General features: G+C 60.0%; 24 protein-coding genes and 1 pseudogene. 10 read left to right on the top strand and 15 right to left on the bottom strand.

Annotated elements, in window-relative coordinates; genetic code table 11:
- The first annotated feature begins 37 nt into the window (after positions 1-37).
- The 4 genes from upp (at position 38) to BKN05_RS08960 (ending at position 3,878) form a co-directional block, all read left to right on the top strand.
- A complete protein-coding gene (gene upp / locus BKN05_RS08975) occupies positions 38-673 on the top strand; it encodes a uracil phosphoribosyltransferase (protein WP_049378022.1) in 636 nt (211 codons plus the stop codon).
- 48 nt (positions 674-721) lie between these two features.
- A complete protein-coding gene (locus tag BKN05_RS08970) occupies positions 722-1,096 on the top strand; it encodes a helix-turn-helix domain-containing protein (protein ID WP_005322588.1) in 375 nt (124 codons plus the stop codon).
- Positions 1,097-1,189: 93 nt separating this feature from the next.
- The gene (locus BKN05_RS08965; protein ID WP_049378010.1) at positions 1,190-2,380 is read left to right on the top strand and encodes a M20 family metallopeptidase; all 1,191 of its coding nucleotides are present in this window, start codon (positions 1,190-1,192) and stop codon (positions 2,378-2,380) included.
- Positions 2,381-2,450: 70 nt separating this feature from the next.
- Positions 2,451-3,878, top strand: coding sequence for an NAD(P)H-quinone dehydrogenase (locus BKN05_RS08960; RefSeq protein WP_239661080.1), 1,428 nt, complete (start codon positions 2,451-2,453; stop codon positions 3,876-3,878).
- A 114-nt stretch (positions 3,879-3,992) separates the two neighbouring features.
- Here BKN05_RS08960 and BKN05_RS08955 read toward each other — a convergent pair whose 3' ends face one another.
- Genes BKN05_RS08955 through BKN05_RS08945 form a run of 3 tightly spaced genes read right to left on the bottom strand, consistent with a single transcriptional unit; the run spans position 3,993 to position 5,888 of the window.
- Positions 3,993-4,676 (bottom strand): hypothetical protein, encoded by a 684-nt coding sequence (locus BKN05_RS08955; protein ID WP_049378008.1) that lies wholly within the window; start codon positions 4,674-4,676, stop codon positions 3,993-3,995.
- A 2-nt stretch (positions 4,677-4,678) separates the two neighbouring features.
- Complete coding sequence (locus BKN05_RS08950) at positions 4,679-5,533, bottom strand: ATP-binding cassette domain-containing protein (protein WP_049378007.1); 855 nt, start codon at positions 5,531-5,533, stop codon at positions 4,679-4,681.
- On the bottom strand, positions 5,520-5,888 hold the full coding sequence (locus BKN05_RS08945; RefSeq protein ID WP_049378006.1) for a GntR family transcriptional regulator: 369 nt from the start codon (positions 5,886-5,888) through the stop codon (positions 5,520-5,522). The genes BKN05_RS08950 and BKN05_RS08945 overlap by 14 nt, the downstream gene beginning before the upstream one ends.
- A gap of 360 nt (positions 5,889-6,248) precedes the next feature.
- On the opposite strand from BKN05_RS08945, the gene BKN05_RS08940 reads away from it, so the two are divergent.
- Entirely contained in the window at positions 6,249-9,680 is a 3,432-nt protein-coding gene (locus BKN05_RS08940; RefSeq protein WP_049378005.1) for a pyruvate carboxylase, read from the top strand.
- A 254-nt stretch (positions 9,681-9,934) separates the two neighbouring features.
- Here BKN05_RS08940 and BKN05_RS12705 read toward each other — a convergent pair.
- From BKN05_RS12705 to BKN05_RS08905, 7 genes and pseudogenes are all read right to left on the bottom strand, one after another.
- Positions 9,935-10,555, bottom strand: a pseudogene (locus BKN05_RS12705) (DUF1648 domain-containing protein); the annotation flags it as partial.
- 422 nt (positions 10,556-10,977) lie between these two features.
- On the bottom strand, positions 10,978-11,355 hold the full coding sequence (locus BKN05_RS08930) for a GntR family transcriptional regulator (RefSeq protein WP_049378003.1): 378 nt from the start codon (positions 11,353-11,355) through the stop codon (positions 10,978-10,980).
- 141 nt (positions 11,356-11,496) lie between these two features.
- Positions 11,497-12,519 carry a hypothetical protein gene (locus BKN05_RS08925; protein ID WP_049378002.1) on the bottom strand — a complete coding sequence of 341 codons (1,023 nt, stop codon included), beginning with the start codon at positions 12,517-12,519 and terminating at the stop codon, positions 11,497-11,499.
- A complete protein-coding gene (locus tag BKN05_RS08920) occupies positions 12,516-13,097 on the bottom strand; it encodes an ATP-binding cassette domain-containing protein (protein WP_049378001.1) in 582 nt (193 codons plus the stop codon). Before BKN05_RS08920 ends, BKN05_RS08925 begins: the two co-directional genes overlap by 4 nt.
- 39 nt (positions 13,098-13,136) lie before the next feature.
- Complete coding sequence (locus tag BKN05_RS08915; RefSeq protein WP_049378000.1) at positions 13,137-13,580, bottom strand: hypothetical protein; 444 nt, start codon at positions 13,578-13,580, stop codon at positions 13,137-13,139.
- 22 nt (positions 13,581-13,602) lie between these two features.
- Positions 13,603-15,366, bottom strand: a complete 1,764-nt coding sequence (locus BKN05_RS08910; RefSeq protein ID WP_286688476.1) for an acetyl/propionyl/methylcrotonyl-CoA carboxylase subunit alpha — start codon at positions 15,364-15,366, stop codon at positions 13,603-13,605.
- Positions 15,367-15,521: 155 nt separating this feature from the next.
- Positions 15,522-16,385: a sulfurtransferase gene (locus BKN05_RS08905; RefSeq protein WP_286688475.1), complete on the bottom strand. Its 864-nt coding sequence runs from the start codon at positions 16,383-16,385 to the stop codon at positions 15,522-15,524.
- A gap of 248 nt (positions 16,386-16,633) precedes the next feature.
- Here BKN05_RS08905 and BKN05_RS08900 point away from each other — a divergent pair, with 248 nt between their 5' ends.
- Positions 16,634-17,695 (top strand): Cj0069 family protein, encoded by a 1,062-nt coding sequence (locus tag BKN05_RS08900; protein WP_286688474.1) that lies wholly within the window; start codon positions 16,634-16,636, stop codon positions 17,693-17,695.
- Between the two features lie 87 nt (positions 17,696-17,782).
- Positions 17,783-18,676 carry a DUF4282 domain-containing protein gene (locus BKN05_RS08895; protein ID WP_049377996.1) on the top strand — a complete coding sequence of 298 codons (894 nt, stop codon included), beginning with the start codon at positions 17,783-17,785 and terminating at the stop codon, positions 18,674-18,676.
- A 111-nt stretch (positions 18,677-18,787) separates the two neighbouring features.
- On the opposite strand, the gene BKN05_RS08890 is transcribed toward BKN05_RS08895, so the two are convergent.
- Genes BKN05_RS08890 through BKN05_RS08870 form a run of 5 tightly spaced genes read right to left on the bottom strand, consistent with a single transcriptional unit; the run spans position 18,788 to position 22,257 of the window.
- Positions 18,788-19,528: a hypothetical protein gene (locus BKN05_RS08890; RefSeq protein ID WP_049377995.1), complete on the bottom strand. Its 741-nt coding sequence runs from the start codon at positions 19,526-19,528 to the stop codon at positions 18,788-18,790.
- Positions 19,529-19,543: 15 nt separating this feature from the next.
- Positions 19,544-19,960, bottom strand: coding sequence for a DUF3151 domain-containing protein (locus BKN05_RS08885; RefSeq protein WP_049377994.1), 417 nt, complete (start codon positions 19,958-19,960; stop codon positions 19,544-19,546).
- Between the two features lie 31 nt (positions 19,961-19,991).
- Entirely contained in the window at positions 19,992-20,579 is a 588-nt protein-coding gene (locus BKN05_RS08880) for a Maf family protein (protein WP_049377993.1), read from the bottom strand.
- On the bottom strand, positions 20,579-20,788 hold the full coding sequence (locus BKN05_RS08875; protein WP_049377992.1) for an acyl-CoA carboxylase subunit epsilon: 210 nt from the start codon (positions 20,786-20,788) through the stop codon (positions 20,579-20,581). Before BKN05_RS08875 ends, BKN05_RS08880 begins: the two co-directional genes overlap by 1 nt.
- A gap of 8 nt (positions 20,789-20,796) precedes the next feature.
- Complete coding sequence (locus BKN05_RS08870) at positions 20,797-22,257, bottom strand: acyl-CoA carboxylase subunit beta (protein ID WP_049377991.1); 1,461 nt, start codon at positions 22,255-22,257, stop codon at positions 20,797-20,799.
- Between the two features lie 349 nt (positions 22,258-22,606).
- On the opposite strand from BKN05_RS08870, the gene BKN05_RS08865 reads away from it, so the two are divergent.
- From BKN05_RS08865 to BKN05_RS08855, 3 genes are read left to right on the top strand one after another with little or no spacing between them, the layout of a single operon-like run.
- Positions 22,607-23,875 carry a hypothetical protein gene (locus tag BKN05_RS08865; protein WP_225745877.1) on the top strand — a complete coding sequence of 423 codons (1,269 nt, stop codon included), beginning with the start codon at positions 22,607-22,609 and terminating at the stop codon, positions 23,873-23,875.
- Positions 23,876-23,907: 32 nt separating this feature from the next.
- The gene (locus BKN05_RS08860; protein ID WP_049377989.1) at positions 23,908-24,480 is read left to right on the top strand and encodes a hypothetical protein; all 573 of its coding nucleotides are present in this window, start codon (positions 23,908-23,910) and stop codon (positions 24,478-24,480) included.
- A 2-nt stretch (positions 24,481-24,482) separates the two neighbouring features.
- Positions 24,483-25,061, top strand: coding sequence for a hypothetical protein (locus BKN05_RS08855; RefSeq protein ID WP_049377988.1), 579 nt, complete (start codon positions 24,483-24,485; stop codon positions 25,059-25,061).
- The last annotated feature ends 168 nt before the right edge of the window (positions 25,062-25,229 follow it).

The raw sequence follows: 25,229 nt of genomic DNA, 5'->3' as shown, positions 1-25,229 counted from the left end.
GGCCCATTTGGTTCCCAAAAAGTTTAAAGTGGTGGTCATGGACATCCACGTAGTAGACCACCCGCTTGCCGCCTCCCGTCTTACCCTCATGCGCGATGCGCGCAGCGATAACTCCGCCTTCCGCGCCGCTCTGAAAGACTTGGGCGCCATGCTTGTATACGAAGCATCCCGCGACCTTGCCGTGGAGAACTTCGACTGCGCCACCCCGGTTTCTACCGCTCAGGGCACCCGGCTACAGGACCCGCCTATCATTGTGCCGATCATCCGCGCCGGGCTGGGCATGGTGGACCCGGCCCTGTCCATGATTCCGGATGCACAGGTCGGCTTCATAGGCATGGCGCGCAACGAAGAGACGCACGAGCCAGTGCCGTACCTGGAAGCACTGCCGGAGGATCTGACCGGCCGCACGGTGTTCGTGGTGGATCCGATGCTGGCCACCGGTGGTTCCCTGCTGCACGCATTGCGCCTGCTTGCCGGTCGCGGCGCCACCGATATCACCGCCATCTGCATGGTCTCGGCGCAGCCGGGTGTGGATGCGCTGGCTGAATCCGATCTGCCGGTGCGCCTAGTCACCGCCGCTATCGATCCTTCGCTCAATGAGGATGCTTATATCGTGCCGGGCTTGGGCGATGCCGGCGACCGCCTCTACGGTCCGCGCAATATCGACCTTTAAGGTAATCTTCTCCCTGGCAAGGCGACCGCGCTTTCCAGGGGGGAGAATATGAGTTTCATTCATCTAATGTGGTCGAGCTACGGCCACGGATTTTCGCAACAATTGCGGCGGGTGCGAAAGCGTCGGGGGATTTCGCAGCAGGCGCTGGCGGAGATTTCTGGGGTTTCCCGCAGCCAAATTTCCAATCTGGAGCGCAACGAGAATGGCGTGCACGCCATGGCCGATCCGCAGCTGTCTACGGTATATAAGCTGGCCTTGGCCCTAGAAATCCCGCCGGCGGTGCTGCTGCCGGCCGGCGGGGACGTGGTGGAGGGGCATTTGACCGATTCCGCGGTGGCCGCCGCCGAGGACGTCGCGCCCTTCCCACAAGGCTATGTGGACCGGCGTCGGTTTGCCGCCACGTGGAATGGCGCCTTGAGCTAGAGCACCCCGCATTACCACCTGAGTTACTGAACCGCATGGTCTAGTTGTAGACTTTGCACCCAGACGTATTTCAACGATAGGGAAGGCACGCGGATGATCTCGGAATTCATCAACGAGTGGTTCAATGCCCACCGTGCGGAGGTCATCGCGTGGCGGCGCCATATCCACCGCCACCCGGAAACCGCGAACCAAGAGGTAGAAACCACCAACTTTCTCGCCTCTATCCTGCAGGACTATGGCTTGGAGCCACAGCGTTTCCCACAGACCGGTCTCATGGTCGACATCGGCCCCGATACGGAACTAGGCCGCTTAGCTTTCCGCGCGGATATTGATGCCCTGCCAGTCACCGAGGTCACTGGCCTGGAATATACCTCTGAGGTGCCCGGCAAGATGCATGCTTGTGGCCACGATGTGCATACGACCGTGGCGCTCGGTCTGGCTTGCGCATTGGCGGATTTTCAGCGTGTCCACGCCCTGCCATTAGGTATTCGAGTCATCTTCCAACCGGCCGAGGAAGTATGGGTCGGCGGTGCGACCGACGTTATTGAATGGGGTGCGCTGGAAGGTGTGCATTCCATTTTTGCCATCCACGCCGAGCCCAAGCTGCGGGTGGGACGAATTGGTATTCGCGCTGGGGCGATTACCTCCGCCACTGACGTCGTGGAGCTCAATATCAAGGGCCCGGGTGGGCATACCTCCCGGCCACATCTTTCCGCCGATGTCGTCTATGCCCTGGGCAAGGTCATCACCGAACTGCCCGCGCTGCTCTCGCGCCGCGTTGACCCACGCACCGGCACCGTTTTGGTCTTTGGCCAGGTTAATTCCGGATATGCACCCAATGCCATTCCGGAGACCGGTAGCTTGACCGGCACCATGCGCACGGCGGATATTGGCATCTGGCGCGATATGCAAAGCCTCTTTACCGAGCTGGTGGATCAAATCCTTGCGCCGGTAGGCGTAGAACATGAGCTGACCTATAACCGCGGCGTTCCGCCGGTGCTTAACGACGACGTCGCAACCGCCCTGCTTGCCTCCGCAGCCCAATCCATCGATCCGCAGGCCGTGGTTCAAGCCCCGCAGTCCTCCGGTGGCGAAGACTTTTCTTGGTACCTGGAAAAGGTCCCTGGTTCCATGGCGCGGCTGGGCTGCTGGTCCGGCGAAGGCGAGCAGCATGACTTGCACATGGGCGATCTTATCGTCGACGAGAGGGCCATCGGCGTGGGCATCAAACTCTTCGGCGCCGTGGTTGAGCAGTTCATAGGGGAGAATGCGGAGACAGACTAACGCGCTTTAAGGTCCTACACGTTAGACTCGTAAGCGACTTTTAAAGTGGAGCCGATAAAGGAGCATGTGCGTGTTGAACCAGACCAAGCGAATCGTCATCATCGGCGGTGGCCCAGCCGGCTATGAGGCAGCGTTGGCAGGTGCTAAATATGGTGCAGAAATCACCATTATTGAAGACCAAGGCATGGGCGGCAACAGCGTTATCTTGGACTGTGTTCCTTCCAAGTCCTTCATCGCTGGTGCCAATATTAAAACCGACCTGCGCCGTGCTGAGGATATGGAACTTAACCAGGGCATTGGCCAGGCCCATCTTTCCTTGACCGCACTGAATAAGCGTGTGCAGGACCTAGCAAGCAAACAATCTTCCGATATCCGCGCCACCATGGAATCCCTAGGAGCCCGCGTTATCGACGGCCGCGGTTACTTCCCAGAAGATCAGGAGGCCGATGCCTTTGGCGGCCACAAGGTCACCGCCGTATTCAACGAGGACGGCCACGAGGAAACCATTAACGCAGATCTCGTCTTGGTAGCCACCGGCGCCACCCCTCGCATTCTCCCCGGCGCGCAGCCAGATGGCGAGCGCATCCTTACCTGGCAGCAGGTCTACAACCTCACCGAGCTGCCGGAGCACCTCATCGTCGTCGGTTCCGGCGTCACTGGTGCCGAGTTCGTCTCCGCCTTTGCAGAGCTGGGCGTCAAGGTCACCATGGTTGCCTCCCGTGACCGCATTTTGCCGCATGACGACGCCGATGCGGCCGACGTCCTCGAGACCGTGCTGAGCGAGCGCGGCGTGGAACTGGAAAAGAACTGCCGCGTGGAAACCGTCAACCGCACCGAGGACGGCAACGTCCTGGTCACCACGCAGGACGGCCGCGAAATCACCGGCTCACACGTCATCATGTCCATCGGTTCCATCCCGAATACCCAGGACCTGAAGCTGGAGAACGTTGGCGTGGAAACCGCCAAGTCTGGCCACATTCAGGTCGACCGCGTCTCCCGCACCAATATTGCCGGAATCTACGCCGCTGGTGACTGCTCTGACCTCTTCCCGCTGGCATCTGTTGCCGCAATGCAGGGCCGCGTAGCCATGTACCACGCACTTGGCGAGGGCGTTTCCCCGCTGCGCTTGAAGACCGTGGCCAACGCCGTCTTCACCCGTCCGGAAATCGCCGCCGTCGGTTTCACCCAGGCAGAGATTGAGGCCGGCGAAGTCGCCGCCCGCACCATCACCATGCCGCTTAATACCAACCCGCGCGCCAAGATGCGCTCGCTGCAGCACGGCTTTGTCAAGCTCTTCTGCCGTGCCACCTCCGGCCGCGTTATCGGCGGCGTCATCGTCGCGCCGACCGCCTCCGAGCTCATCCTGCCCATCGCTATGGCCGTGACCAACCAGCTCACCGTAAACCAGCTGGCTGATTCCTTCGCCGTTTATCCGTCTCTGTCCGGCACCATCACCGAGGCTGCGCGACGCCTCGTAGCTCACGACGACCTGGAGTAAACCACACCGTTTTCGCCACTAGTACAGCGGCAGCGTATGACAAGAATTCCCCCGGCTCCAGAGACTGCAGTCTTCTGAAGGCGGGGGAATTGGTGCATTTAACAACGGGGCTGGTTAAGGCTGGATGCGTCGCGCTATGAAGTGGATGCCAGCCGAGCAAATGATGATGCTTAAGCCCGTGAAGAAAAATAGGCCAGGCCAGGGTGCGCCGATTCTCATTTCCCCGAAGGCCTCGATAAGGGTAATCAGGAGACCATTGGCGAGAGCAAGGCTCACAATAATGCCGATGATAAACAGAATCCGCGCTAGTAGGGAGCTTTGATTGGCGCTGCTTACCACGGACCCTATGAGCGCGCCAATATATCCGGTCAGCAGGTGACCGCAGGAGAAGCTGCCGTAAGTGGCTATGTAGCTAAGCGTGGGGCTTGTGTTGAATACGCTGGAGGTAACAATCCATGAAGAATAAATATCGTCCCCGCCTTGCCGTGCGATGTAGTAGACAGCCCAGGCTACAGCACCGAAACTTAGTGCGCCTAGCCACAACGTTGTATGCATGCTGGCGAGCCAATTACTAGGTTTTATCCCCAGGCCACGCAGAGCACGATATTCGGTCGCGGCGAAAGCGCAGTAGATTCCCCAGAGGAGGATTGCGACAAAGTCCCAGTAAAACCCTGCTGGCCCCACTGCCGAGGGGTCATTGCTCAATAAGTAGGGCAATGCCCACAGCAACACGACGATGATGCTTATGACGATGAGCGCCTTGGTGGCGTTGAGATTAAAGGTCTTGAGTGTCTGCATGGCTAGGACTCCTCTTGTGAGGTGCGGGCGGATTCGTGGGCGCGGGAGACAAGGGAATCAATGAGTTGGCCGTCGTCGAGGTAGGAGACGGTGACCTGGGCGGCGGCTGCGGTATCGGCCGGGAACGGGGCCGGGCACCAGGCGTGCACCTTGGAGGTGGAGCCAAGGGAGGATTGGTGGAGGGGGAGGGCGTCGGCAAGCGCGAGTGCTTGCTCCACGTCCTTGGTGCTGCCGCTAAGCACGGGGTAGTGCGGCCGTTGGGATTCCAGGTCGGTGGGTTTATTGACCGTGCCGTCGTGCACGGTAATGACTTGGTCAACCAGACCGACGAGGTCTTCGGCGCGGTGAGAAGAAAGCACCAGCAGCCAGTCCGGGGTGCCGGAGGCGTGGGCGATAATGAGCTCACGCAGGCGCGTGCGCGTCGGCGCGTCCAGGCCGTTGAAAGGCTCATCGAGGAGGGTGACCGGTGTGCGCGCGGCCAGGGCAGTGGCACAGGCAACCAGTTGGCGCTGGCCGGTGCTCAAGGTGCGGTTCTTGCTGCGCTTATCGACGCCCACCTTATCCAACAACTCCTCCGCATACCCCACGTCGAATCCTTCGCGCACATGCTGTGCGGCGCGCAGATGCTGGGCCACGGTGGAACCGGCGAGCAAAATATCGGCGCCGGTGCGCGCTATCGCCACCTGCGAGGTATCGATGCTGCCCTTGGCAGGCAGGAACCCTGCTACCGCGCGCAAGAGTGTGGTCTTGCCAGCACCATTGGGGCCGATCAGCCCGTACATGCCGGCGTTGAGATCGAGGTGCGGCACATGCAGGCGGTGCTTGCAGGTAACGTTCTGCAGCTTAAGGTGCGTCATGATGGTCTCCTTCGGCTTCAATAAGGTCGGCGATATCGCTGGCGCTTAAGCCCAGCGCGGCGCCTTCCTTGATGAGGGGCACGATGAAGTCTTCTCTCAGGGCTTCTTGGCGTTGGTGGCGGACCTTGTCGCGCGCGCCTTCGCGTACAAACATGCCCAGGCCGCGCCGCTTTTCGAGTAGGCCTTCCTCGAAGAGGACGGTTAGTGCCTTTGCAGAGGTAGTGGGGTTGACGGAGTGGAAAGCCGAAAGCTCATTGGTGCTAGGGGCGCGTTCTCCCTCTGGGAGTTCGCCGGAAATAATCATGTCCCTGATCCCTCCTGCTAGTTGCTGATAAATGGGCCGGGTATCGCTCATGGTGCGGCCTCTCGTGCATGCGGCATGTGATTCCTTCCGTGGTGTATGGGTGTACCACCTATGTAGGTAACCATATAGCCGGGGAGGTGTTTAGTCAACAACGGTTTACTTGGGCACGCAGGTGTCCCCGCTGCATATTTTGTTGAGGTTAAAATTTGCAAGATTTACAGATCGGCTAACCCTGTTATTACTGGTCGGGCTGCAGAAAACTCGCTTGTAACGGTTTAAGCGCTGGATAGTGTGGCAAACTCCGCTTGAAAATGGGCAGACAAGGAAGGTTTCGATCTCTAAACTGAGATACGGATCACCCGAGTGGAGACGTTGTATTCCAGCGCCTTCCGAGTTGAAAGGAACACAGAAGTGGCTAATCCCGCGCTTCCATCGTTCAAAAAGATTCTGGTAGCCAACCGTGGCGAAATCGCCGTGCGTGCATTCCGTGCTGCCTTTGAGACTGGGGCAAAGACCGTCGCGGTCTATCCTCGCGAAGACCGAAACTCCTTCCACCGCGCCTTCGCGGATGAGGCTGTCCGCATCGGCGCCGAGGGGCAGCCGGTCAAGGCATACTTGGACATTGATGAGATTATCCGCGCCGCCAAGAAGGCTGAAGCGGATGCCATTTACCCCGGCTACGGATTCCTTTCGGAGCGCGCGGATCTCGCTAGGGCCTGTGAAGACAATGGCATCAAGTTCATTGGCCCTACCCCTAGCACCCTTGACCTGACCGGCGATAAGGCTGCCGCGGTGAACGCCGCTAAGGAAGCTGGGCTGCCGACGTTGAAGGACTCGGAGCCATCGACGGACGTCGATAAGCTGGTGGAATACTCCAAGGACTTCAACTTCCCGGTCTTTGTTAAGGCTGTCGCCGGTGGTGGCGGGCGCGGCATGCGCTTCGTCGAATCCGAAGATCAATTGCGCGAGAAGGCTGCCGAGGCTTCCCGTGAAGCAGAGGCAGCCTTCGGTGATGGCAGTGTGTATCTTGAGACTGCGGTCATTAAGCCACAACACATTGAGGTCCAGATTCTGGGCGATAGCCAGGGCAACGTCATTCACCTCTTTGAGCGTGATTGCTCCGTTCAGCGCCGCCACCAGAAGGTAGTGGAGATAGCCCCAGCGCCGACGCTAGACCCAGAGCTGCGTGACCGCATCTGTGCTGACGCAGTGAAGTTCTGTGAGCACATCAACTACGAGGGTGCGGGTACCGTGGAATTCCTCGTCGATGAGCGCGGCAACCACGTCTTCATCGAGATGAACCCGCGTGTGCAGGTGGAGCATACCGTGACCGAGGAAATCACCGGCGTCGACATCGTGAAGGCCCAGATGAATATCGCGGCCGGCGCATCGCTGGAAGATATTCACCTCGCCCAAGACAAGATTTCCATCACCGGTTCTGCTCTGCAGTGCCGCATCACTACCGAGGACCCGAATAACGGCTTCCGCCCGGATACCGGCACGCTGACCGCGTATCGTTCGCCGGGCGGCGCCGGCGTGCGCCTGGACGGTGCAACGTCCGTGGGCGCAGAGGTTTCGCCCAACTTCGACTCCCTGCTGGTGAAGATGACCTGCCGCGGCGTCAACTTTGAGCAGGCCGTGCAGCGCGCCCAGCGTGCGCTGAACGAGTTCCATGTCTCTGGCGTAGCCACCAATATTGGATTCCTGCGTGCCTTGCTGCGTGAGCCGGACTTCACCAAGACGCGCGTGAACACGGGCTTCATTAGTGATCATCCGGACCTGCTCAAGGCTCCACCAGCAGTCGACGAATCTGGTCGCATCCTCGAGTACATCGCAGAGACCACCGTCAATAAGCCCAACGGTACGCGCCCAACGGCGCTGCGCCCCTTTGATAAGCTCCCCGAGCTGGACCTTTCCGAGCCGCTACCACGCGGTTCGCGTGATGATCTGCTAGAGTTTGGACCACAGAAGTGGGCAGAAAAGATCCGCCAGCAGAATGCGCTGATGGTTACGGATACCACCTTCCGCGACGCCCACCAGTCCCTGCTGGCCACCCGCGTGCGTAGTACCGCCCTGGTTTCTGCGGCCGAGGCTGTTGCGCGCATGACCCCGAACCTGTTCTCGGTCGAGGCATGGGGTGGTGCGACTTATGACGTCGCCATGCGCTTCCTCCACGAGGACCCATGGGTCCGCCTGGACATGCTGCGCGAGGCTATGCCAAACCAGAACATCCAGATGCTCCTGCGCGGACGCAATACTGTGGGCTATACCCCGTACCCGGATTCGGTCTGCCGCGGCTTTGTCCAGGAAGCAGCCAAGTCCGGCGTGGACGTCTTCCGTATCTTTGATGCTCTTAACGACGTCTCCCAGATGCGCCCCGCCATCGATGCCGTCCTCGAGACCAATACCACCGTTGCTGAGGTGGCCATGGCGTACTCCGGTGACCTTTCGTCGCCGAAGGAGAACCTGTACACGCTGGATTACTACCTCAAGCTGGCCGAGCAGATTGTAGAGTCGGGAGCCCATATCCTTGCCATCAAGGATATGGCCGGTCTGCTACGCCCTGAGGCCGCTTCCAAGCTGGTTATGGCTCTGCGCAAGGAATTCGACCTGCCGGTGCACGTGCACACGCACGATACCGCCGGTGGCCAAATGGCTACTTACTATGCGGCTGCGCTCTCCGGTGCCGACATTGTGGACGGCGCCTCCGCACCACTGGCTGGTACTACCTCGCAGCCGTCGCTGTCCGCCCTTATTGCAGCGTTCTCCCAGTCCAAGCGCGATACCGGTATCGACCTGCAGGCCGTATCGGATCTCGAGCCCTACTGGGAGGCCGTGCGCCAGCTCTACGCCCCGTTTGAGAACGGTATCCCTGGCCCGACCGGCCGCGTCTACAAGCACGAGATTCCGGGCGGTCAGCTGTCCAACCTGCGTGCCCAAGCCGCTGCCCTTGGCTTGGCGGACCGCTTCGAGGTCATCGAGGACACCTATGCAGCAGTCAATGAGATGCTGGGCCGTCCGACCAAGGTCACCCCATCCTCCAAGGTTGTGGGCGACCTCGCCCTGCACCTTGTTGGCGCCGGCGTCGATCCTGCAGACTTCGCCGCTAATCCGACGAAGTTCGATATTCCGGACTCGGTCAACCAGTTCCTCCGCGGCCAGCTCGGTACTCCTCCGGGCGGTTGGCCGGAGCTGCGCGATAAGGTGCTCGATGGCCGCGAGGAAACCGGCGCCAAGGTGAGCGAGGTTCCTGCGGAAGAACAGCCGCATCTGGAATCCGATAACTCGGATGAGCGCCGCGCCAGCCTGAACCGCCTCCTGTTCCCGAAGCAGTTCGAGGAGTTCAACGAGTTCCGCCGCAAGTACGGCAACACTGAGGCACTGACGGATACCACCTTCTTCTACGGCCTTACCGAAGGCGAAGAAAAGGTCGTCCACTACTTCCCAGAAGGCTCTACCGATCGCGCCGATCTCAAGCAGGTCGTGGTGCGCCTCGATGCCGTGGGCGAGCCGGACGAGAAGGGCATGCGTAACGTGGTTCTCAACGTTAACGGCCAGATTCGCCCAATGAAGGTGCGCGACGAGAACGCCGAATCTACGGTCGCTACCGTAGAAAAGGCTGACCCCTCCAACGAGGGCCACGTCGCCGCACCATTTGCTGGTGTGGTCAACCCGACCGCCAAGCCCGGCGACGAGGTTAAGGCCGGCGACCAAATCGCCGTCATCGAGGCGATGAAGATGGAAGCGTCCATCTCCGCCACCAAGGATGGCGTGGTCGAGCGCGTGGCCATTGGCCAAGCTACCAAGGTTGAAGGCGGCGACCTCATCGCCGTGATTAGCTAACTTCTGCACACCAGCGCCCCGTTTCCTTCGAGTAATTCTCCAGGAAGCGGGGCGCTGTGGTATCTAACTGTGGTAAAAATCAACGATTTCGCCCATCCAAACGACCAAAACCGTCGACGAAATCGTTGGTTTAGATGGACGAAATCGTTGATTGGCGATGATAGCGGAGGTTCGCCTTAACCAAGGATGACGGGCAATGCTAACGAGCCGACCAGGATGAGTATCACGAGGCCGAAAAAGATTTTGGCCTGCCACCGGGCATAATTAAACGACATTCCCGTACCGAAGCGCTTATCTACCAGTACCGCCGGATCATCCGGGTTGTAATACATTACGCCCCATTTATAGAGGTGGTCATTGTCCGGTGATTCTTTGTCTTCATCAGCGAAGTGAATACCGCGCAATTGCTCGGATAACCGGGATTGTTTGTAGAGAATAAATACAACTAGGCCGATGCTGCCACCGATGGCGAGAATCAGCATTGTGATGATCGCGGCGCTGTTAAAGCGTTGATAGTGCGGGATAGGGCCGGTTACCTGCATGAAGGCCATCCCGGCGCTGATGAACAGAGTGAGTACTCCCATTCCGGTGTTCGTGAGAGCGAGGTTTGCTTCGTTGCGCACACGAGCTTTAATGTTGCGCTCAGAGCGTGGGGATACCTCACTATGCGCGATAAAAGAGCAGATAATCGCAAATAGGACCAGCAATGCCAAAGCAACGAATGAGGAGAAAAACACGCTCCCAATTGATTTGTCGCTCCAATTGTCGGCCTCCATGGAGTCATTCCAGTGCACGGGAACGGGGTCCGGAATGGCGGACCAGTGGGAAGCAACGATGATGGCACCGGCCGCGATGCACAACAGGGAGGCGAGCATTGTTAACCACGGAAAAGTCGGTGTGGGGATGCCTTCGAATTCGGGTGTGCCATTGGCGTTGGTGGAAACACGAGCAGCGATGGTGGTTTCAACCTCGTCGAACCAGCCGCCGGCCTTTTTAGCGGCGATGATGCGGCGGCGTTGAGAGATGTAGGCCCACAAGCCGCCGAGCGTCACCAAGAGGGACGGTACGGCGGCGAGGAGTGGCAATTTCCAAGCAAAGAGGGACAGAATTGTTGCCGCGATGCCGCAGCCCCAAGTACGGACCTTGTATCCAGCAAGGGCAGAGGTAACTGCACTATCGGAAAGGTAGGCCTTTGGTACGCGAACACCGAGCGGTGTGCCGGGCGAGGCAAGGGCGGGCATTTGGGCCATAATCCAGGTAATAGCGAGAGTTGTGACGGCCATTAAAAGTGCGAAAATCATGACGATACTTCCAAGTGTTTAAGAGTAGAGCTGAGGTGGGTGTGGAGCTCATCTGGGCTAAAGCCTTGGGCACGAGCGAGCGCGACTACGCGGCCTAAATGCTCAGCTAGTTGCCTTTCTTGAGCCTCGGTGCGAGCACCGGGTCTGACGATGGAGCCGGAGCGGCCGGCGGTTTCAACGAGGCCGTCAGAAACCAAGAGGTCGTACGCCTTCTTCACGGTGGCCGGGTTGATGCCTATGTCTTTCGCGACGCGGCGGACGGGGTCGAGCTTGTCGCCATCAGAGAGCTGTCCGCGAGCGATAGCCAAAACGATTTCATCGTGAATTTGTTGGAAGACGGGGATATCTGAATCGGGGTTGAGGTTAATAAACATCTGTCACCTCCAATCTTTATTCTGTGTCACTTATAGTAACACAAACTGTGTTATGTGAAGTAATACAGAATCAACCTCAAAAGAAATCCCCAGGTATGTGCAACTTATTGAAGTGACGTACCTGGGGAAAGTGCAGGGCGACTAGAAAAAGAGGACCACAGCTATGGCCGCAATACCGAAGCCACCGCGCAGGAAGTAACTGAAGACCTCGGGGGAGAATGAAGCACCGAAGCCACCGGTGTCGATGATGCTCATAGTGGTCACGCGTGCGGGGCGGGAGCGCTTGAAGGAGGCATAGGTAAGTCCTAAACAGCACGCGGCGAGTACGAGTATCGGCAGCTTCCATACGGTGGCGATGAAAGCGGTGCCAAGAACAGCGGCACCTGCGGAAGCGGCCAGTGGCAGTCCCCAGTCGGGCAAGGCGCCATCGATGATGCGGCCAAAGGATGCGGCGCGGCCGGTGGCGGCGCCGACGATGGTCCATGCGGCAGCGAATCCAATGAGGGCAAGGCTGCCAAGCTGTGGTGCTAGACCTAGGGTTAGGCCCATGACGGCGACCGCGCCGAGCGGGATGTACCAGCGGCGGTACAAGCGCCGGAAAAAGAGGAGACCGGGCGATACCGTGGCACGCGAGCGCGGGCGCAGGCGCGCGCACTGGGAGGCGGTGGCATCGGCAGATACCTCGGAATCCAGTAGCCCGAAGGAGGACGAGCCGACGGCACGGGTACGGCCCGCGCGGAGGAGCGAGGCGAGGTTGAAGGAACGCCAGCCGATGAGAAACCGCAGCAGTGGCAGGGCTATCGCTGCATAGAGCGGAAGGTGCAGCGATGTACACAGGGCTAGGCCGAGGAGGCTCACGCCGGCGAGCTGGGCAATAGACAGCTTATCGACGCCCCGCATATGCCCCTGCGGCCTATCCACATAGACCCACCGGCCTAGGGAAAGGCTGCGTAGTGGATAGAGCGCTTCAAGGAGAACGATGAGGGCGAGGGAGCCGAACGCAGCGCCAATGGTCGCGGTGGCGGGTAGAGAAGCGGCTGTGCGTTGCGCGAGCGAGGGCAAAACTTCGGCGGCATTCTGCCAAGCGTAGACGCTGACGCTCGCGATGAGCGCCGCGAAGAAGGCGAAATAGAGGGCTGAAGAGGCTTGAGATAAAAGCTTCATGAAATCTCCACCACCTCGTCGCAGGCAGCGAAGATGGCCGGGGAGTGGGAGGCCAGCACTACACAACGGCCCTCGGTGGCGAGGTGGCGCAGCTCCTCGGCCAAGAAGGCGGTCCAGGTGTGGTCAAGGTGGCGCTCGGGTTCGTCGATAAGCAGGGCCTTGGCCGGTTGATAGAGCTGGGCCGCAAGGTAGACGCGTTGGCGCTGGCCAGAAGAAAGGTCGCTGACCGCGGAGTTCTGGATGGCGTTATCGATGGCCCAAAGCTCATAGACCTCGGCGAAGTCCACGCCGGTGCGGCGCCCAAGGAGGGCAAAGTGCTCGCCGACGGTGAGGTCCGGCAAAAAGACCGGGTCCGCGACTGCGATGACGGAGCCGGCGGCCTCTGTGCTGCCGGGTGTGGCACCGTCGATGGAGACGGTGCCTTTCAGTGGGGCAATTTCGCCGCTCAACGTCTGCAGCAGCGTAGATTTACCCGCACCATTGGGGCCCTTCAAGCCGTAGACGCACCCGGCGTCGAATGCGTGGCTTAGGTGCCCCAAGGCAGTGGCATGTCCGTAAGTTGCATCTATTTTCAGCATCGTAGCCAGGTTAGCAGGCAGGCGGCCGGTCCTTGGGGATTAGAAGCGGCGGAAGTACTTGCCGGGGGTGAGCTCTTCGAATCCGGGCAAGGGCTCGACGGAAGAGATGCCGGGTGCAGTTTGCTCGGCTGCGAGGTCGATGGCGTTGGCAATAAGCAACTCGCGGGCGGCGGGGTCATCGCTGGAAACGGCGAGCTCGGGAATGTCCTCGGGATCGAAGGGGGTGAGCCAGGCGGCGTCGTCAAGCGGGTGGGCCGAGGGATCGCCAAGGAAAGCTGGGCCTTTGTCAGCGGCGGGGTAGTAGCGCAAGAGCGCGGCGCCGCGGGGAGCCACGGTGGGATCCTCATTCGCGGACATGGGCAGGGCGATAACCCCGCCATCCACGATGGAGGACCACTCAGAGATATAAGAAGGGAAGAGGCCCGCGAGATAGTCGCGGTCCTCTTCCTTGGCCAAACGCACGCCGAGAGAAGAAGCAGTCATTCTTCTAGGCTAGCGGTGCGTGCTATTTGATTTCCAGTAGCACGCTTCCCTTGGTGGTAGCAGCGCCTGCTTCTACTGCTAGGCCGGTAACGGTGCCGGTCTTATGGGCCTTGACGGGGTTTTCCATCTTCATGGCCTCAAGCACGAGGAGGACCTCGCCTTCGGAAACCTCCTGGCCTTCTTCCACGTTGACCTTGATGACCGTGCCCTGCATTGGGGAGGTAACGGCATCGCCGGACACTGCGGCCTTGGCGCCAGAGGCCTTGCGCTTCTTCTTCTTGCGTGGGGTGCCGGTGGCGCCGAAGGAGGCGGGGAGGGCTACCTCAATGCGGCGGCCGTCGATCTCTACGGTGTGTACCTGGGATGGCTCTGCCTCTGCAACCTCGGCATCGGTGGAGTCATCGTGGGCGGGCAGCTGGTTATCCCATTCCTCTTCAATCCACTTGGTGTAGACACTGAAGTTGCCGTCTTCTGCGGTGAAAGCTGGGTCAGCAACGATCGCCTGGTCAAACGGGATAACGGTAGGCAGGCCCTCCACCGTGTACTCGGATAGGGCGCGGGCGGAGCGACGCAGAGCGGTCTCGCGGTCGGGGCCCCAGACGATGAGCTTGGCCAGCATGGAATCGAATTGGCCGCCAATGACGGAGCCCTGGACGACGCCGGAATCCACGCGCACGCCCGGACCGGCAGGCTCGGAATATTTCACGATGGTGCCAGGCGCCGGCATGAAGTTCGCCGCGGCATCTTCGCCGTTGATGCGGAACTCGAAGGCATGGCCATGCGGGGCGGGGTCTTCCTTCAGCGAGAGTTCGTGGCCCTCAGCGATACGGAACTGCTCGCGCACGAGATCGAGGCCGGTAGTTTCCTCGGAAACTGGGTGCTCCACCTGCAGGCGGGTATTGACCTCTAGGAAGGAGATGAGGCCATCGGCGCCGACTAGGTACTCCACGGTGCCGGCGCCGTAGTAGCCGGCCTCGCGGCAGATGCGCTTGGCGGATTCGTGGATGGAGGCGCGCTGCTCCTCGGTGAGGAAAGGAGCCGGGGCTTCTTCGACCAGCTTTTGGAAGCGGCGCTGCAGGGAACAATCGCGCGTGCCGACGACGACTACGTTGCCGTGCTTATCCGCCAGTACCTGGGCTTCCACGTGGCGGGCCCGATCCAGGTAGCGCTCCACGAAGCACTCGCCGCGGCCGAAGGCGGAGGTTGCCTCGCGGGTGGCGGATTCAAAGAGCTCGGGGATTTCCTCTGCGGAGTAGGCCACCTTCATGCCGCGGCCGCCGCCGCCAAAGGCAGCCTTGATGGCTACGGGCAGGCCGTATTCCATGGCGAAAGACTGCACCTCATCGGCGCCGGCTACCGGATCTTTGGTGCCTGGGGCCATGGGGGCTTCGGCGCGCTCGGCGATGTGCCGCGCGGTAACCTTATCTCCCAAGTCACGGATGGACTCGGGGGAGGGGCCAATCCAAGTCAGGCCGGCGTCGATGACGGCCTGGGCAAAGTCGGCGTTTTCAGACAAGAAGCCATAGCCGGGGTGGATGGCATCGGCGCCGGATTTTTCTGCGGCGTCCAGAATCTTGTCAAAGACGAGGTAGGACTCGGCAGAAGTGGTGCCGCCGAGGGCAAAGGCTTCGTCGGCAAGCGAGGCAAAAGGTGCCTGGGCGTCTGGCTCGGCGTAGACGGCGACGGAGGCAATGCCAGCGTCGCGGGCCGCGCGGATCACGCGAACGGCGATCTCACCGCGGTTCGCCACGAGAACCTTAGAGATCTTTTTGGTTTCTACTGCCACGGCAGCAACCTCCTGAACACATTAGGTTGAATACGCAATCTATTCTTGCACACAAAAGCATGAGTTAATTTTCACGCATGCGAGTGGGGATGTTTTTGAACAAAAATAAACCCACATCCCTGCCGGATATGGGTTTATGTGGCGAAGCCGAAAAGTTAACGCTCAATCGGCATTTTCACCATATTGCCCCACTCAGACCACGAACCATCGTAGACCTGCGTCTTTGTGAATCCCAAAAGATGCGTCAACACAAACCAGGTGTGTGCGGCCTGTGCGCCCACGTGGGAGTAGAGAAGCGTTGCAGATTCAGGCTCCAACATTCCGTAATTAACCTTGAGCTCCTCGGCCGAGCGGAAGCAGGAGTTGGGATAGATGGAACGGTCCCACTCGAGGTTGATGGCGCCCGGGATGTGGCCGTGGCGCATGGTGGTGCCGTAGGCGGAATCGCCATTGGGATCGTGCTCGGTGGCCTCGCCCGCAAACTCCTCTGGGGAGCGGGTATCCACGAGCGCTCCCTCGGACTCGCGCACCTGGTCTACGAAGGCACGCAGGACGGAATCATCGCGGCTTACCTCGGGGTATTCGGATACGGGGAAGTCCGGCACCATGAAGGAAGTATCGCGTTCCTCGGCCATCCAGGCATTGCGGCCACCATCGAGCAGGCGAACATCCTTGTGGCCAAAGAGGGTAAATACCCACAGGGCGTAGGCGGCCCACCAATTGGACTTATCGCCATACAGGACAATCGTATCGTCGGCATTAATGCCCTTGTCTCGCATCAAAGCAGTGAACTCTTTGCCATCGATGAAATCGCGAGTAAGTGGGCTCAGTAGTTCCGTGCGGAAGTTGATGCGGGTGGCGGTGGGGATATGGCCAATGTCATAGAGGAGCGAGTCTTCATCGACCTCAATGACGCGCAGGCCCTTGACGCCTAGGCGTGCGGACAGCCACGGTGCAGACACGAGGCGCTCGGGGTGTGCGTATTCCTGAAATGGGGGATAGGGATCAACGTCAGCCACTGTCCGCCTGCCTTTCCGATAAGGGTTAGTATTTCGCTCCCACCACTTTAACCCGAATTTTCCCGTGGTGATCACTCGGGGATCATTCCTGTGGTGTGCGATACAGGGCTCGGCCGGGGAAATGGGGGTGCCGGCCGGCGGGGTTAGGCAGAGGGGGCAGTTGGCCGCGCGGGGGAGGTAAAGCTGGGATAAACTCCGGATATGGTGCGACAACGTGCTATGAACACCACCTAAGAAGGGAATTGCTAGTGCACAAGGCAATCGTTGTATTTGAGGTAGAGGGCGGCTCCGATAAAGGCGCAGATGGTCACCGTAAGGACACCATGCCGATCGTCAATGCGATCAAGGAACAGGGCTGGGAAGCTGAGGTTATCTACTTCCACCCAGACAAGGCGGAAGAGATCTACGCCCAGGTTTCTGAAAACTTTGATGCGTATATCTCTCGCGTGAACCCAGGCAATATCCCCGGTGGCGAGAAGGGGTACTTCGAATTGCTCACCAAGCTGGCAGACGCCGGCCTGGTAGGCATGTCCACCCCGGCGGACATGATGGCCTACGGCGCCAAAGATGCGCTGGTCAAGCTCAATGACACCCCGCTGGTGCCGGACGACACCGCCGCGTACTACGAGGTAGAAGAGCTGCATAATACTTTCCCCACCTCGCTGTCTTATGGTGAGCGGGTGCTCAAGCAAAACCGCGGTTCCACCGGTGAAGGCATCTGGCGCGTGCGCCTCGCGGACCAGGAGCTTGCCCAATCCGTGGAACCGGGCACCGCGCTCCCGCTCGACACCGCCCTGAAGTGTACCGAGGCAGTAGACAACCAAACCCACGACTATAAGCTGGGCGCCTTCATGGATTTCTGTGACCAGTACATTGAGGGCGATAACGGCATGCTGGTGGACATGCGCTTTATGCCGCGCATTGTGGAAGGTGAAATCCGTATTCTCCTCGTGGGGGATGAGCCGGTATTCATCGTGCACAAGAAGCCAGCGGAAGGCGGCGACAACTTCTCTGCCACGCTCTTCTCTGGGGCCAAGTACACCTACGATAAGCCGGAATCCTGGCCGGAACTGTTGGAGATGTTTAAGAAGGCTCGCCCCGTTATTGCAGAGAAACTCGGCGATACCAAGGATGTTCCCCTGATTTGGACCGCGGACTTCATGCTTGACGATGCCCCCGATGGCACCGACACCTATGTCCTCGGTGAGATCAACTGCTCCTGCGTTGGCTTCACCTCCGAGCTGGATATGGGCATCCAAGAAAAGGTTGCCGCCGAGGCGATTCGTCGCGTTCAGGACGCGAACGCCTAGCGCACGCTGTATTCTGCCAAGTGGCCCCACGGGTGACCGTGGGGCATTTTCCTACCATCCCCTAGAGCATTTTCTAAGGACCAGATTATGGCTGATAATGATTTCGACTCCGACGGCTTCCCGAAGGATTTTTCTCCGCGCGATTTTTCCGAGACCCCGCAGCACCGCGCCGAGGACGCGGCGAAAGACGCCGAAGGCGCCGGCGCTTCCGAGGTGAATGAAACCAAGGAATTCGGCTCTACTGATGCCAAGGAGACGAAGTCTTTCGGCCACACCGATAAGCCTGGTGAGTCTGGGCATTCGAGTGCTCTTTCCTCCCCGCAGCCGAGCGCGGAGGGCAAGTCCTCTGACTTCTGGGCCTCCTCGAAGTCCTCCACCCCAGGCGAGGGAGCTGCCTCCCGTGCGCATAATCCATTTACGGATCCGGCATCGTCGGATGCTGCTGCGAACGGCAAGCAATTCGGTTCCGCCCAGTCCGCTAACGATCAGCCGGTTTTCGGCGGTTACACCCAGCAGCAGAGCACGAGCCAGGGATTCGGACAGTTCCCGCCAGCAGGTGAAGCTTCTGCCGATTCTGGCCTGACTCTTGGTGATAAGAAGAGCCAGATGAGTGGCACCCTCAAGGGCTTGGGCAAGAAGGACGGCCTATTGGGCGGGCTCTTCGAGTTCGAGTTTAAGCACTTCCTGACCCTCACCCACGTGAAGGAAATCTACAAGGTCGCCATGATTCTTGGTGGCATCATGTGGATCCTTGACCTTCTTGGTGCCTTCTTCTTCGCCACCGGCATGGGCATTTATGGCATTCAGGAAGATTCCGCGTCCGCCATCTTCGGAAGCATCTTTGCCTTCATCTTCCTAGCGGTACTGAACACTGTCATCTACTACGCAATCATGGTTGCCATCAGGCTATTCCTGGAAGCCATGGTGGCTAACGTGCGCATTGCGCAAAACACCGGCGACATCCTGGACAAGATGGACTAGCACTGTAATGAGCTGATTGCTCAATTAAGCGAGCAACGACGAGCGCCCCAGCGAAATTCCGCTGGGGCGCATTGTATTGCAGGCCCAGGCGATTGAATGCCGGCCTAAAAGTTAGTCGTAGGTGCCCAGCTGGTAGCTGGGAAGGTCAACCCACATCTTGTTGAATTCCTCGACTTCGCCGGATACGGGTTCGAGCGAATCGCCCTGTGCCTGCAGGCGCACGGTGTGGTGGGCGGTAATGCCCTCCGCGGTGGTGCGGCTGCGTTCTCCCCACGTGAAATCGACCTCGTTGTCTGAGACTGGGGTGACGCTCTCTACCTTGTCAAAGACGGACATGTCCTTTACCGGGGCACCGTTGACATAGAGGGCTAGCCCATCAGCAATCGAGGCGCCGGTGCCTGCCGGACCGTTCAAATCACCCATTGAGCCGCGGAAGATGATCCAGCTAATCGTCGAGCACGGGTCATAGGAGTTGTCGATATCGGCGATCCAGTAATTGAAATCGCTGCCGTCATCAGCGGGCATGCGCCCAGGGGCCGTGCCAGAGGCGTAGACCTTGCGCGGATCGTTGGGGAGCTCCGTGCACTCGCTGTCCTCGCTCTTATCTTGCTGCTGCGTGGCTGACTCCTCGCCCTTATCGGTGGACTCAGACGGGGAGGGTGCTGCTGCGGAAGCTGCATCGTTCCCGCCGGCGGAATCATCTTCGGCAGGTGCTTGGCTGGAAAAGACCGGCTGATGGGAGGAAGAAGAATCCTCCTGAGTACCGCAGGCGCTCAGCGCGAGCGGCACGGCAGCGGTGAGCAATACGGCGGCAGAGAAGCGGCGTAGGCAGCGCGGTGTCACGGCAGGCATGCGGGAACTCCAGGATTAGTCGAGGAGGGTGGCGACGGACTCCGGGTCGGCGTCGGAAAGCATCTGGCGAATGCGGTCGTATTCGTCGTCCTCGCCGATGGCCTTGGCGGCGTGGCCGAGCGCGGCGATGGCGCGCAGGACACCCTGGTTCGGCTCATGGGAGAAGGGGACAGGGCCCCAACCCTTCCAACCATTACCACGCAGGCGATCGAGGCTGCGGTGGTAGCCCGTGCGCGCGTAGGCATAGGCGGTGATGAAAGCGGACGGCTCAGAGCCCTCTTGCTGGTTGAGTTCCTGCTCTGCTAGGAGCGCCCACAGCAGCGGGGAATCGGGATGGGCAACAATGCCAGCGGCCAGATCCGAGGTGGACTCTGCGCCGGGATCGGCCGGCAGCTCAATGGGTTTCGGGGCAAGCATGTCTTTCATTTCCATGCCATCCCACTGTAGCGACGCCGACGCGTGGCTACCAGAAATCGGAGACGTTCAGGTCAAAGGCGTAGAGCGCGCGGCGCACCACGGGCAAGGACAAACCGATAACGGAGGAAGGATCGCCTTCGATGCGGTCAATGAACCAGCCGCCCATTGCTTCCAAGGTGAAGGCACCGGCGCAGTGGAGAGGCTCGCCGGAGTGGGCATATGCTGCGATATCGGCCTCGCTGGCCTGGGCAAAGTGCACCGTGGTGGTGGATGTTTCCACATGGCGTTTATTGCCAAAGATGAGGCAGTGGCCGGTAAGCAGCTCGGCTGTGCGGCCGGCTTGCTGGTGCCAGCGCTCGATGGTGGCTTCCTCGGTATGGGGCTTGCCTTGTAGCTCGTCGTCGAGCAGCAGCATGGAATCGCCGCCGATGACGGGCTCGGTGGGGTAGCGCTCGGCCACCTTTTCGGCCTTGGCGGAGGCTAAGGCCGCCACGATATCGGCCGGTGGGTGGCCCGCGAGCGAGGCTTCGAGGGAGCGCTCGTCTATATCGGCCGGCTCTAAAACGGGCTCCACGCCCGCGCCGCGCAGAATAGACGCGCGCGAGGGTGATTGGGAGGCAAGGATAAGCCGCATTAGAAGTACCGCACGGTATGGAAGGCGGAGGGGTTGTAGACGCGCTGCGCGCCAAAGCGCTCGAAGCGCTCGGCAGGGTTACCCCATTCATTGCGCTCGCCGGTAGCGCCCGAGTGCTTCGCGCTCATCTGCGCCAATACGGTGCGCAGGGCCGCGAGCTCATCCTCGGTGGGATTGCCCTTGACTACCTTGATTTCAGATGCAGACATTTCCCCTCCTAAACGGTTCCGTGCTTCTTCGGTACCTGGGCTACGGCCTTGCGCTCTAGCAGGCGCAGGCCTTCTACCAGGTAGTGGCGGGTTGCCGTTGGTTCGATAACATTATCGGCCAGCCCGCGCTCCGCTGCGGCATATGGGTGTAAGAAGAGCTCGTCCATCTCCTCTTCCTTGTCCTCCGAGCCATAGATGGCCAGGGAAGCTTGGGAGGCCTGGGTGACGGCAATTTCCGCGGTGGGCCACGCGTAGACCAAATCCGCGCCGAGGTCCTTGGCGCCCATAAATGCGTAGGCCGGACCGATGGCCTTGCGGGTGATCACAGTGAGCTTGCCGACGCTCGCTTCAGCCTGCGCATAGGCAAACTTCGACGCCCTGCGCAGCAGGCCGGCCTTTTCTTCTTCCGGGGTAGGCACAAAGCCTGGGGAGTCCACGAATTCCACAATGGGGGTATTGAAGGCATCGCAGGTACGCACGAAGCGTGCGGCCTTTTCTGCGGCGGCGGAATCTAGGGCGCCAGCCAGTGCCAGTGGCTGATTGGCAACGATGCCGACGGCGCGGCCGTCGATGTAGGCAAAGCCGGTAAGGATGTTTTGTGCGGCCTCGGCGGATAACTCGAAGAAGGAGCCTTCATCGACGACAGCCTTGATGACATCGCTCATGTCATAGGCCTGCGCGGCAGTATCCGGGATGACGGCGTTCAAATCAAAGTCTGCGACGCTACCGGCTTCCACTCGCGGCGCCTCGGCCCGGTTATTGGCGGGGAAGTAAGCCAAAACGTCGCGCACGAGGGACAAAGCCTGCTTGTCGTCGCTGGCCACCAGGTGAGCGGTGCCGGACTCTGCGTGGGCTGCGGCGCCGCCAAAGGTCTCTGGCTCCGCACCTGCCACGTGGCTGGCGGCCTGGTGGAGAGCGGTGCCTTGGGTGACTATGAGGACATCGGCAAACGTGGGTGCGAACGCTGCAATGCCGCTGGTATTGCCCGCGATAACGGAAATCTGCGGGATGAGACCCGAAGCCTGGGAGACACGCGCCATGAGGCGGGCGTATCCGGCCATGGTGACGATTCCCTCTTGTACACGCGGGCCGGTGGATTCATAGATGCCGATGATGGGCACGCCGGTCTTGATGGCGAGGTCGTATACCTTGGTGAGCTTTTCGGCATAAACCTCACCCATCGTGCCATCGAAGATTTCGCCGTCCTGGCTAAAGACGCACACGCGGCGGCCGTCGATAGAGCCGTAACCGGTGACCACGCCATCGGTATAGGGGCGGTCATGCTCGCGACCGAAATCGGTCGAGCGGTGGCGGGCCAGCGCGTCCGTTTCTACGAAGGAGCCCTCATCGAGCAGCTGCGTCACGCGGGCGCGGGCGGCCGGCTCGCCTTCTCCCAGCGGCGCGCGGGACTCGGCGAGCTTGGCGTCCAGGTCCTCGATCTTGCCGGCGGTGGTTTTCAGGTCAGTCATAGGCCCCCACACTACTAGCGCACCCCGCTCAATGCGGAATGGAACGCTGCGGGGACGCGGTGAAGAAAACGATTGTGCGGCAAATGCCACCACAGTGTGGGTGGTGCATAAAACCTGGGAATTCCTTGAATGCACCAGGGCAAGGAGCCCTAATCTGGGGGTGGAGCCTACTGTAAACATTTAACGGCGCGGGGCAGGTGAGTGCCCATTATCGCACCTCAAGGTAGGTAAAAGCATTAGAAAGATTTTCATTCAACTGTTGATGTGCGTCCGGTAATCCCTTATGATTGCCTGAGTCTTCATGAATGTTTCCCCTAATTTTTAACGATCTATTAAGGACGGTCTTCTGGTGATTAAAAAGGGACTGCGTTTGCTCGCACCGCTCGCCGTAGCGGCTCTCTTCACGCCAGTGGCACACGCGGGAGATGTTCCCCCGATGCCGCAGGCATATCCCATTTCCAACCTCTACAAGAGCTGCAGCGCTGCCGGCGATAATGCTGAGCGTGAATGGCGCTTTGCCGAAACCGGCCGCCGCTACATGAGCGACGGCACCCTGCAGTTCAAAAACACCACCAACCAAGAAGTGCCCTACACCGCCGAGGTAGAAACTGGTACCAATCACGAGATTGAAGCCAATTCCAAGGCCAAGCTGCCTTCCGGTTGGGACACCACCGCCAAGTCCGATATCGGTCTGAAGATGACCAACGGCTGGCGCGATAAAGAAACTTTCGGCCCAGTGAAGCTGAAGCCGGGTGAGTCCTTCCGCGTCGAGTACGGCGTCATCGAAAAGGACTTCATCTCTATGTTTGTAGGCTGCAATGATGACCGCCTAGAAAACATCCCAGGTGCCAACGTCATCCGCGGTAAGGGCCCGGCCGAGCGCTACGCCTTTGCTTATATCATCAAGGCGGATGGCTCAGTATCCGATCTGGCCATGGAAATTCCTTCCCGCTCTCCGGGGGCAAACTCCAAGCCGATCGAGGGTAACTACACCTCCGTATCCGGCCCGAGCCTAGAGAAGATCGCCGATCCGAAGAAGGATGAGATCATGCAGCCGGCCGCGGATCTGCAGCGCGATCCATCCTGGCCAAAGGAAGGCGATAAGTGTGAAGCTGGCGATACCTCCTGGTACCCGCTGGACATCACCGCTGTAAAGCCGACCTACCGCAAGGCTGGCTACTCCACCGACTTCCTCAACTGGTCTAAGGGCGATTACGAATTCGCCCCAGTGACTGACTTTGTCGTTGGCGCCGAGCACGCCCCGTACACCAACTGGCAAGGCAACCGCGGCGATATTCCGAAGGGCTGGCTGGAGTCCGTCGGTGCCGTAAAGCGCGCCTACATGCCGGTCGGCACCGAGCTCAAGCACGTAGATCTCAAGCCGGGCGAGCGCGTGCGCGTGGAGTATGGCACCACCATGACCCGCATCAACTACCGCGAGGTTCACTGCGGTAAGAGCGGAAACTACGACCTCACCTCTAACTACAAGCAGACCTCCGCCCCGAGTGGGTTCTGGGCAGAGGCCAAGATCACCGATAAGGCCGGCAATACCCGCACCGAGGACGTCACTCCGGACGAATTCCGCGACCTGCCGGTTCCGACCCAGACCATCTACTAAACCCCACCACACCTACACAAGGAGAAAGTTCCATGTTCAAGTCCAAGATTGCTTCTACCACCGCGGCTATCGCCGTTGCTTCCGGTCTCGTCTTCGCTCCGGCCGCTAACGCCCTGCCACAGCGCGACCTCGGCCCGGCTAACCCGACTACCATTGGTGAGCGTTGCTCCAACCCGGGTGATACCGGCCAGACCGTTGACATCAAGCGCACCTACTTCGATGGTTCCGCTGGCTCCTGGACCGTGTCCAACTACAACGATGAGCCGCTGCCCGTTACCCGTTCTATCAAGGAAACCAAAACCAAGACCTGGAATGTTTCCGCCGGCGTTGACTTCAAGTTAATGGATCTCATCAACTTCACCTTCTCCTCCAGCTACACCGATAGCCAGTCCTACGAGGTGGGCGAGCAGGTTGGCCCATACAACATTGCTCCGGGCAAGACCGCCGTCCTGCGCGCCGGCTGGGTTGTATCTGACTTCGAGGGCCAGAAGACCGTGTGCGGCTCCGACCACAAGTGGCAGGCCAACGGCGGCACCTTCACTGCCACCCTGCCGAAGGAGCGCCACATCGAGGTCTCCACCCGCGATAACAACGATTGGGGCTAAACGTGAGCAAGACGTCCATCGCTAGCGCCCTCGCGGCGCTGAGCCTGGTGGCCGCTCCTGTTGCCCACGCCGCTGATTTCGGTGGGGACTTTGAGCTGCCCCAGCGCTGGAACGACGATTATAAGCCGGGCACGCATTGCTCGACGCCGGGTGAAAACGGCACCTACGTCACTGCAAAGCGCCGCTGGTTCAAGCAGACCGACGCCACCAGCGTGGCCAACCGCAACGCCGAGGAGGTGCCGGTCAAGCACACCGTCACCCAGGCTCGCACCCAGACCATCGAGGTCTCCGGATCCGTTGAGGGCACCGGCGATCTGGCCAAGGTGCTGACCAAGACCTATGGCTTCAACTACGTTAGCGAGCAGCACTGGAAGCTAAACCAGGTGGTTGGCCCGTACACCTTGCCGGCAAACTCGCAGGGCAAGCTGGTGTGGGGCTTTACCATGCTCGATACTGACGGTCAGGACGTGCGCTGCAACTCTGACCAGCAGTGGGAAGCCCAAGGCAAGCCGTACTCGGCTTCTGTGCCAGAAGCACGCTACTCCGAGCTGCGCCTCGAAGACGCGCCTGAGTGGAACTAGGCCACCACAACTATTAAGCGCCCTCTCGGTCCATAAGGACCGGCGGGGCGTTTTTCTCTGTGGGTTGCGCTTGAGTTCAGAGGGTCGTTGCAACACTTTCCCTTAGGAGGGTGTTGTTGTGTCTGAGATTATTGGCCCGTTTCATTCGTTGTCTGAATCGGATCGTCG

It is taken from the genome of Corynebacterium sp. S5S1, from assembly GCF_001913985.1.
Taxonomy (GTDB): domain Bacteria; phylum Actinomycetota; class Actinomycetes; order Mycobacteriales; family Mycobacteriaceae; genus Corynebacterium; species Corynebacterium marquesiae.
This window is presented reverse-complemented; position numbering and strand designations above follow the sequence as displayed.

Coding starts and splice junctions, on each gene's coding strand:
- upp (WP_049378022.1), top strand. CDS start 38: ATGGACATCCACGTAGTAGACCACCCGCTTGCCGCCTCCCGTCTTACC.
- BKN05_RS08970 (WP_005322588.1), top strand. CDS start 722: ATGAGTTTCATTCATCTAATGTGGTCGAGCTACGGCCACGGATTTTCG.
- BKN05_RS08965 (WP_049378010.1), top strand. CDS start 1,190: ATGATCTCGGAATTCATCAACGAGTGGTTCAATGCCCACCGTGCGGAG.
- BKN05_RS08955 (WP_049378008.1), bottom strand. CDS start 4,676: ATGCAGACACTCAAGACCTTTAATCTCAACGCCACCAAGGCGCTCATC.
- BKN05_RS08950 (WP_049378007.1), bottom strand. CDS start 5,533: ATGACGCACCTTAAGCTGCAGAACGTTACCTGCAAGCACCGCCTGCAT.
- BKN05_RS08945 (WP_049378006.1), bottom strand. CDS start 5,888: ATGAGCGATACCCGGCCCATTTATCAGCAACTAGCAGGAGGGATCAGG.
- BKN05_RS08930 (WP_049378003.1), bottom strand. CDS start 11,355: ATGTTTATTAACCTCAACCCCGATTCAGATATCCCCGTCTTCCAACAA.
- BKN05_RS08925 (WP_049378002.1), bottom strand. CDS start 12,519: ATGAAGCTTTTATCTCAAGCCTCTTCAGCCCTCTATTTCGCCTTCTTC.
- BKN05_RS08920 (WP_049378001.1), bottom strand. CDS start 13,097: ATGCTGAAAATAGATGCAACTTACGGACATGCCACTGCCTTGGGGCAC.
- BKN05_RS08915 (WP_049378000.1), bottom strand. CDS start 13,580: ATGACTGCTTCTTCTCTCGGCGTGCGTTTGGCCAAGGAAGAGGACCGC.
- BKN05_RS08895 (WP_049377996.1), top strand. CDS start 17,783: ATGGCTGATAATGATTTCGACTCCGACGGCTTCCCGAAGGATTTTTCT.
- BKN05_RS08890 (WP_049377995.1), bottom strand. CDS start 19,528: ATGCCTGCCGTGACACCGCGCTGCCTACGCCGCTTCTCTGCCGCCGTA.
- BKN05_RS08885 (WP_049377994.1), bottom strand. CDS start 19,960: ATGGAAATGAAAGACATGCTTGCCCCGAAACCCATTGAGCTGCCGGCC.
- BKN05_RS08880 (WP_049377993.1), bottom strand. CDS start 20,579: ATGCGGCTTATCCTTGCCTCCCAATCACCCTCGCGCGCGTCTATTCTG.
- BKN05_RS08875 (WP_049377992.1), bottom strand. CDS start 20,788: ATGTCTGCATCTGAAATCAAGGTAGTCAAGGGCAATCCCACCGAGGAT.
- BKN05_RS08870 (WP_049377991.1), bottom strand. CDS start 22,257: ATGACTGACCTGAAAACCACCGCCGGCAAGATCGAGGACCTGGACGCC.
- BKN05_RS08860 (WP_049377989.1), top strand. CDS start 23,908: ATGTTCAAGTCCAAGATTGCTTCTACCACCGCGGCTATCGCCGTTGCT.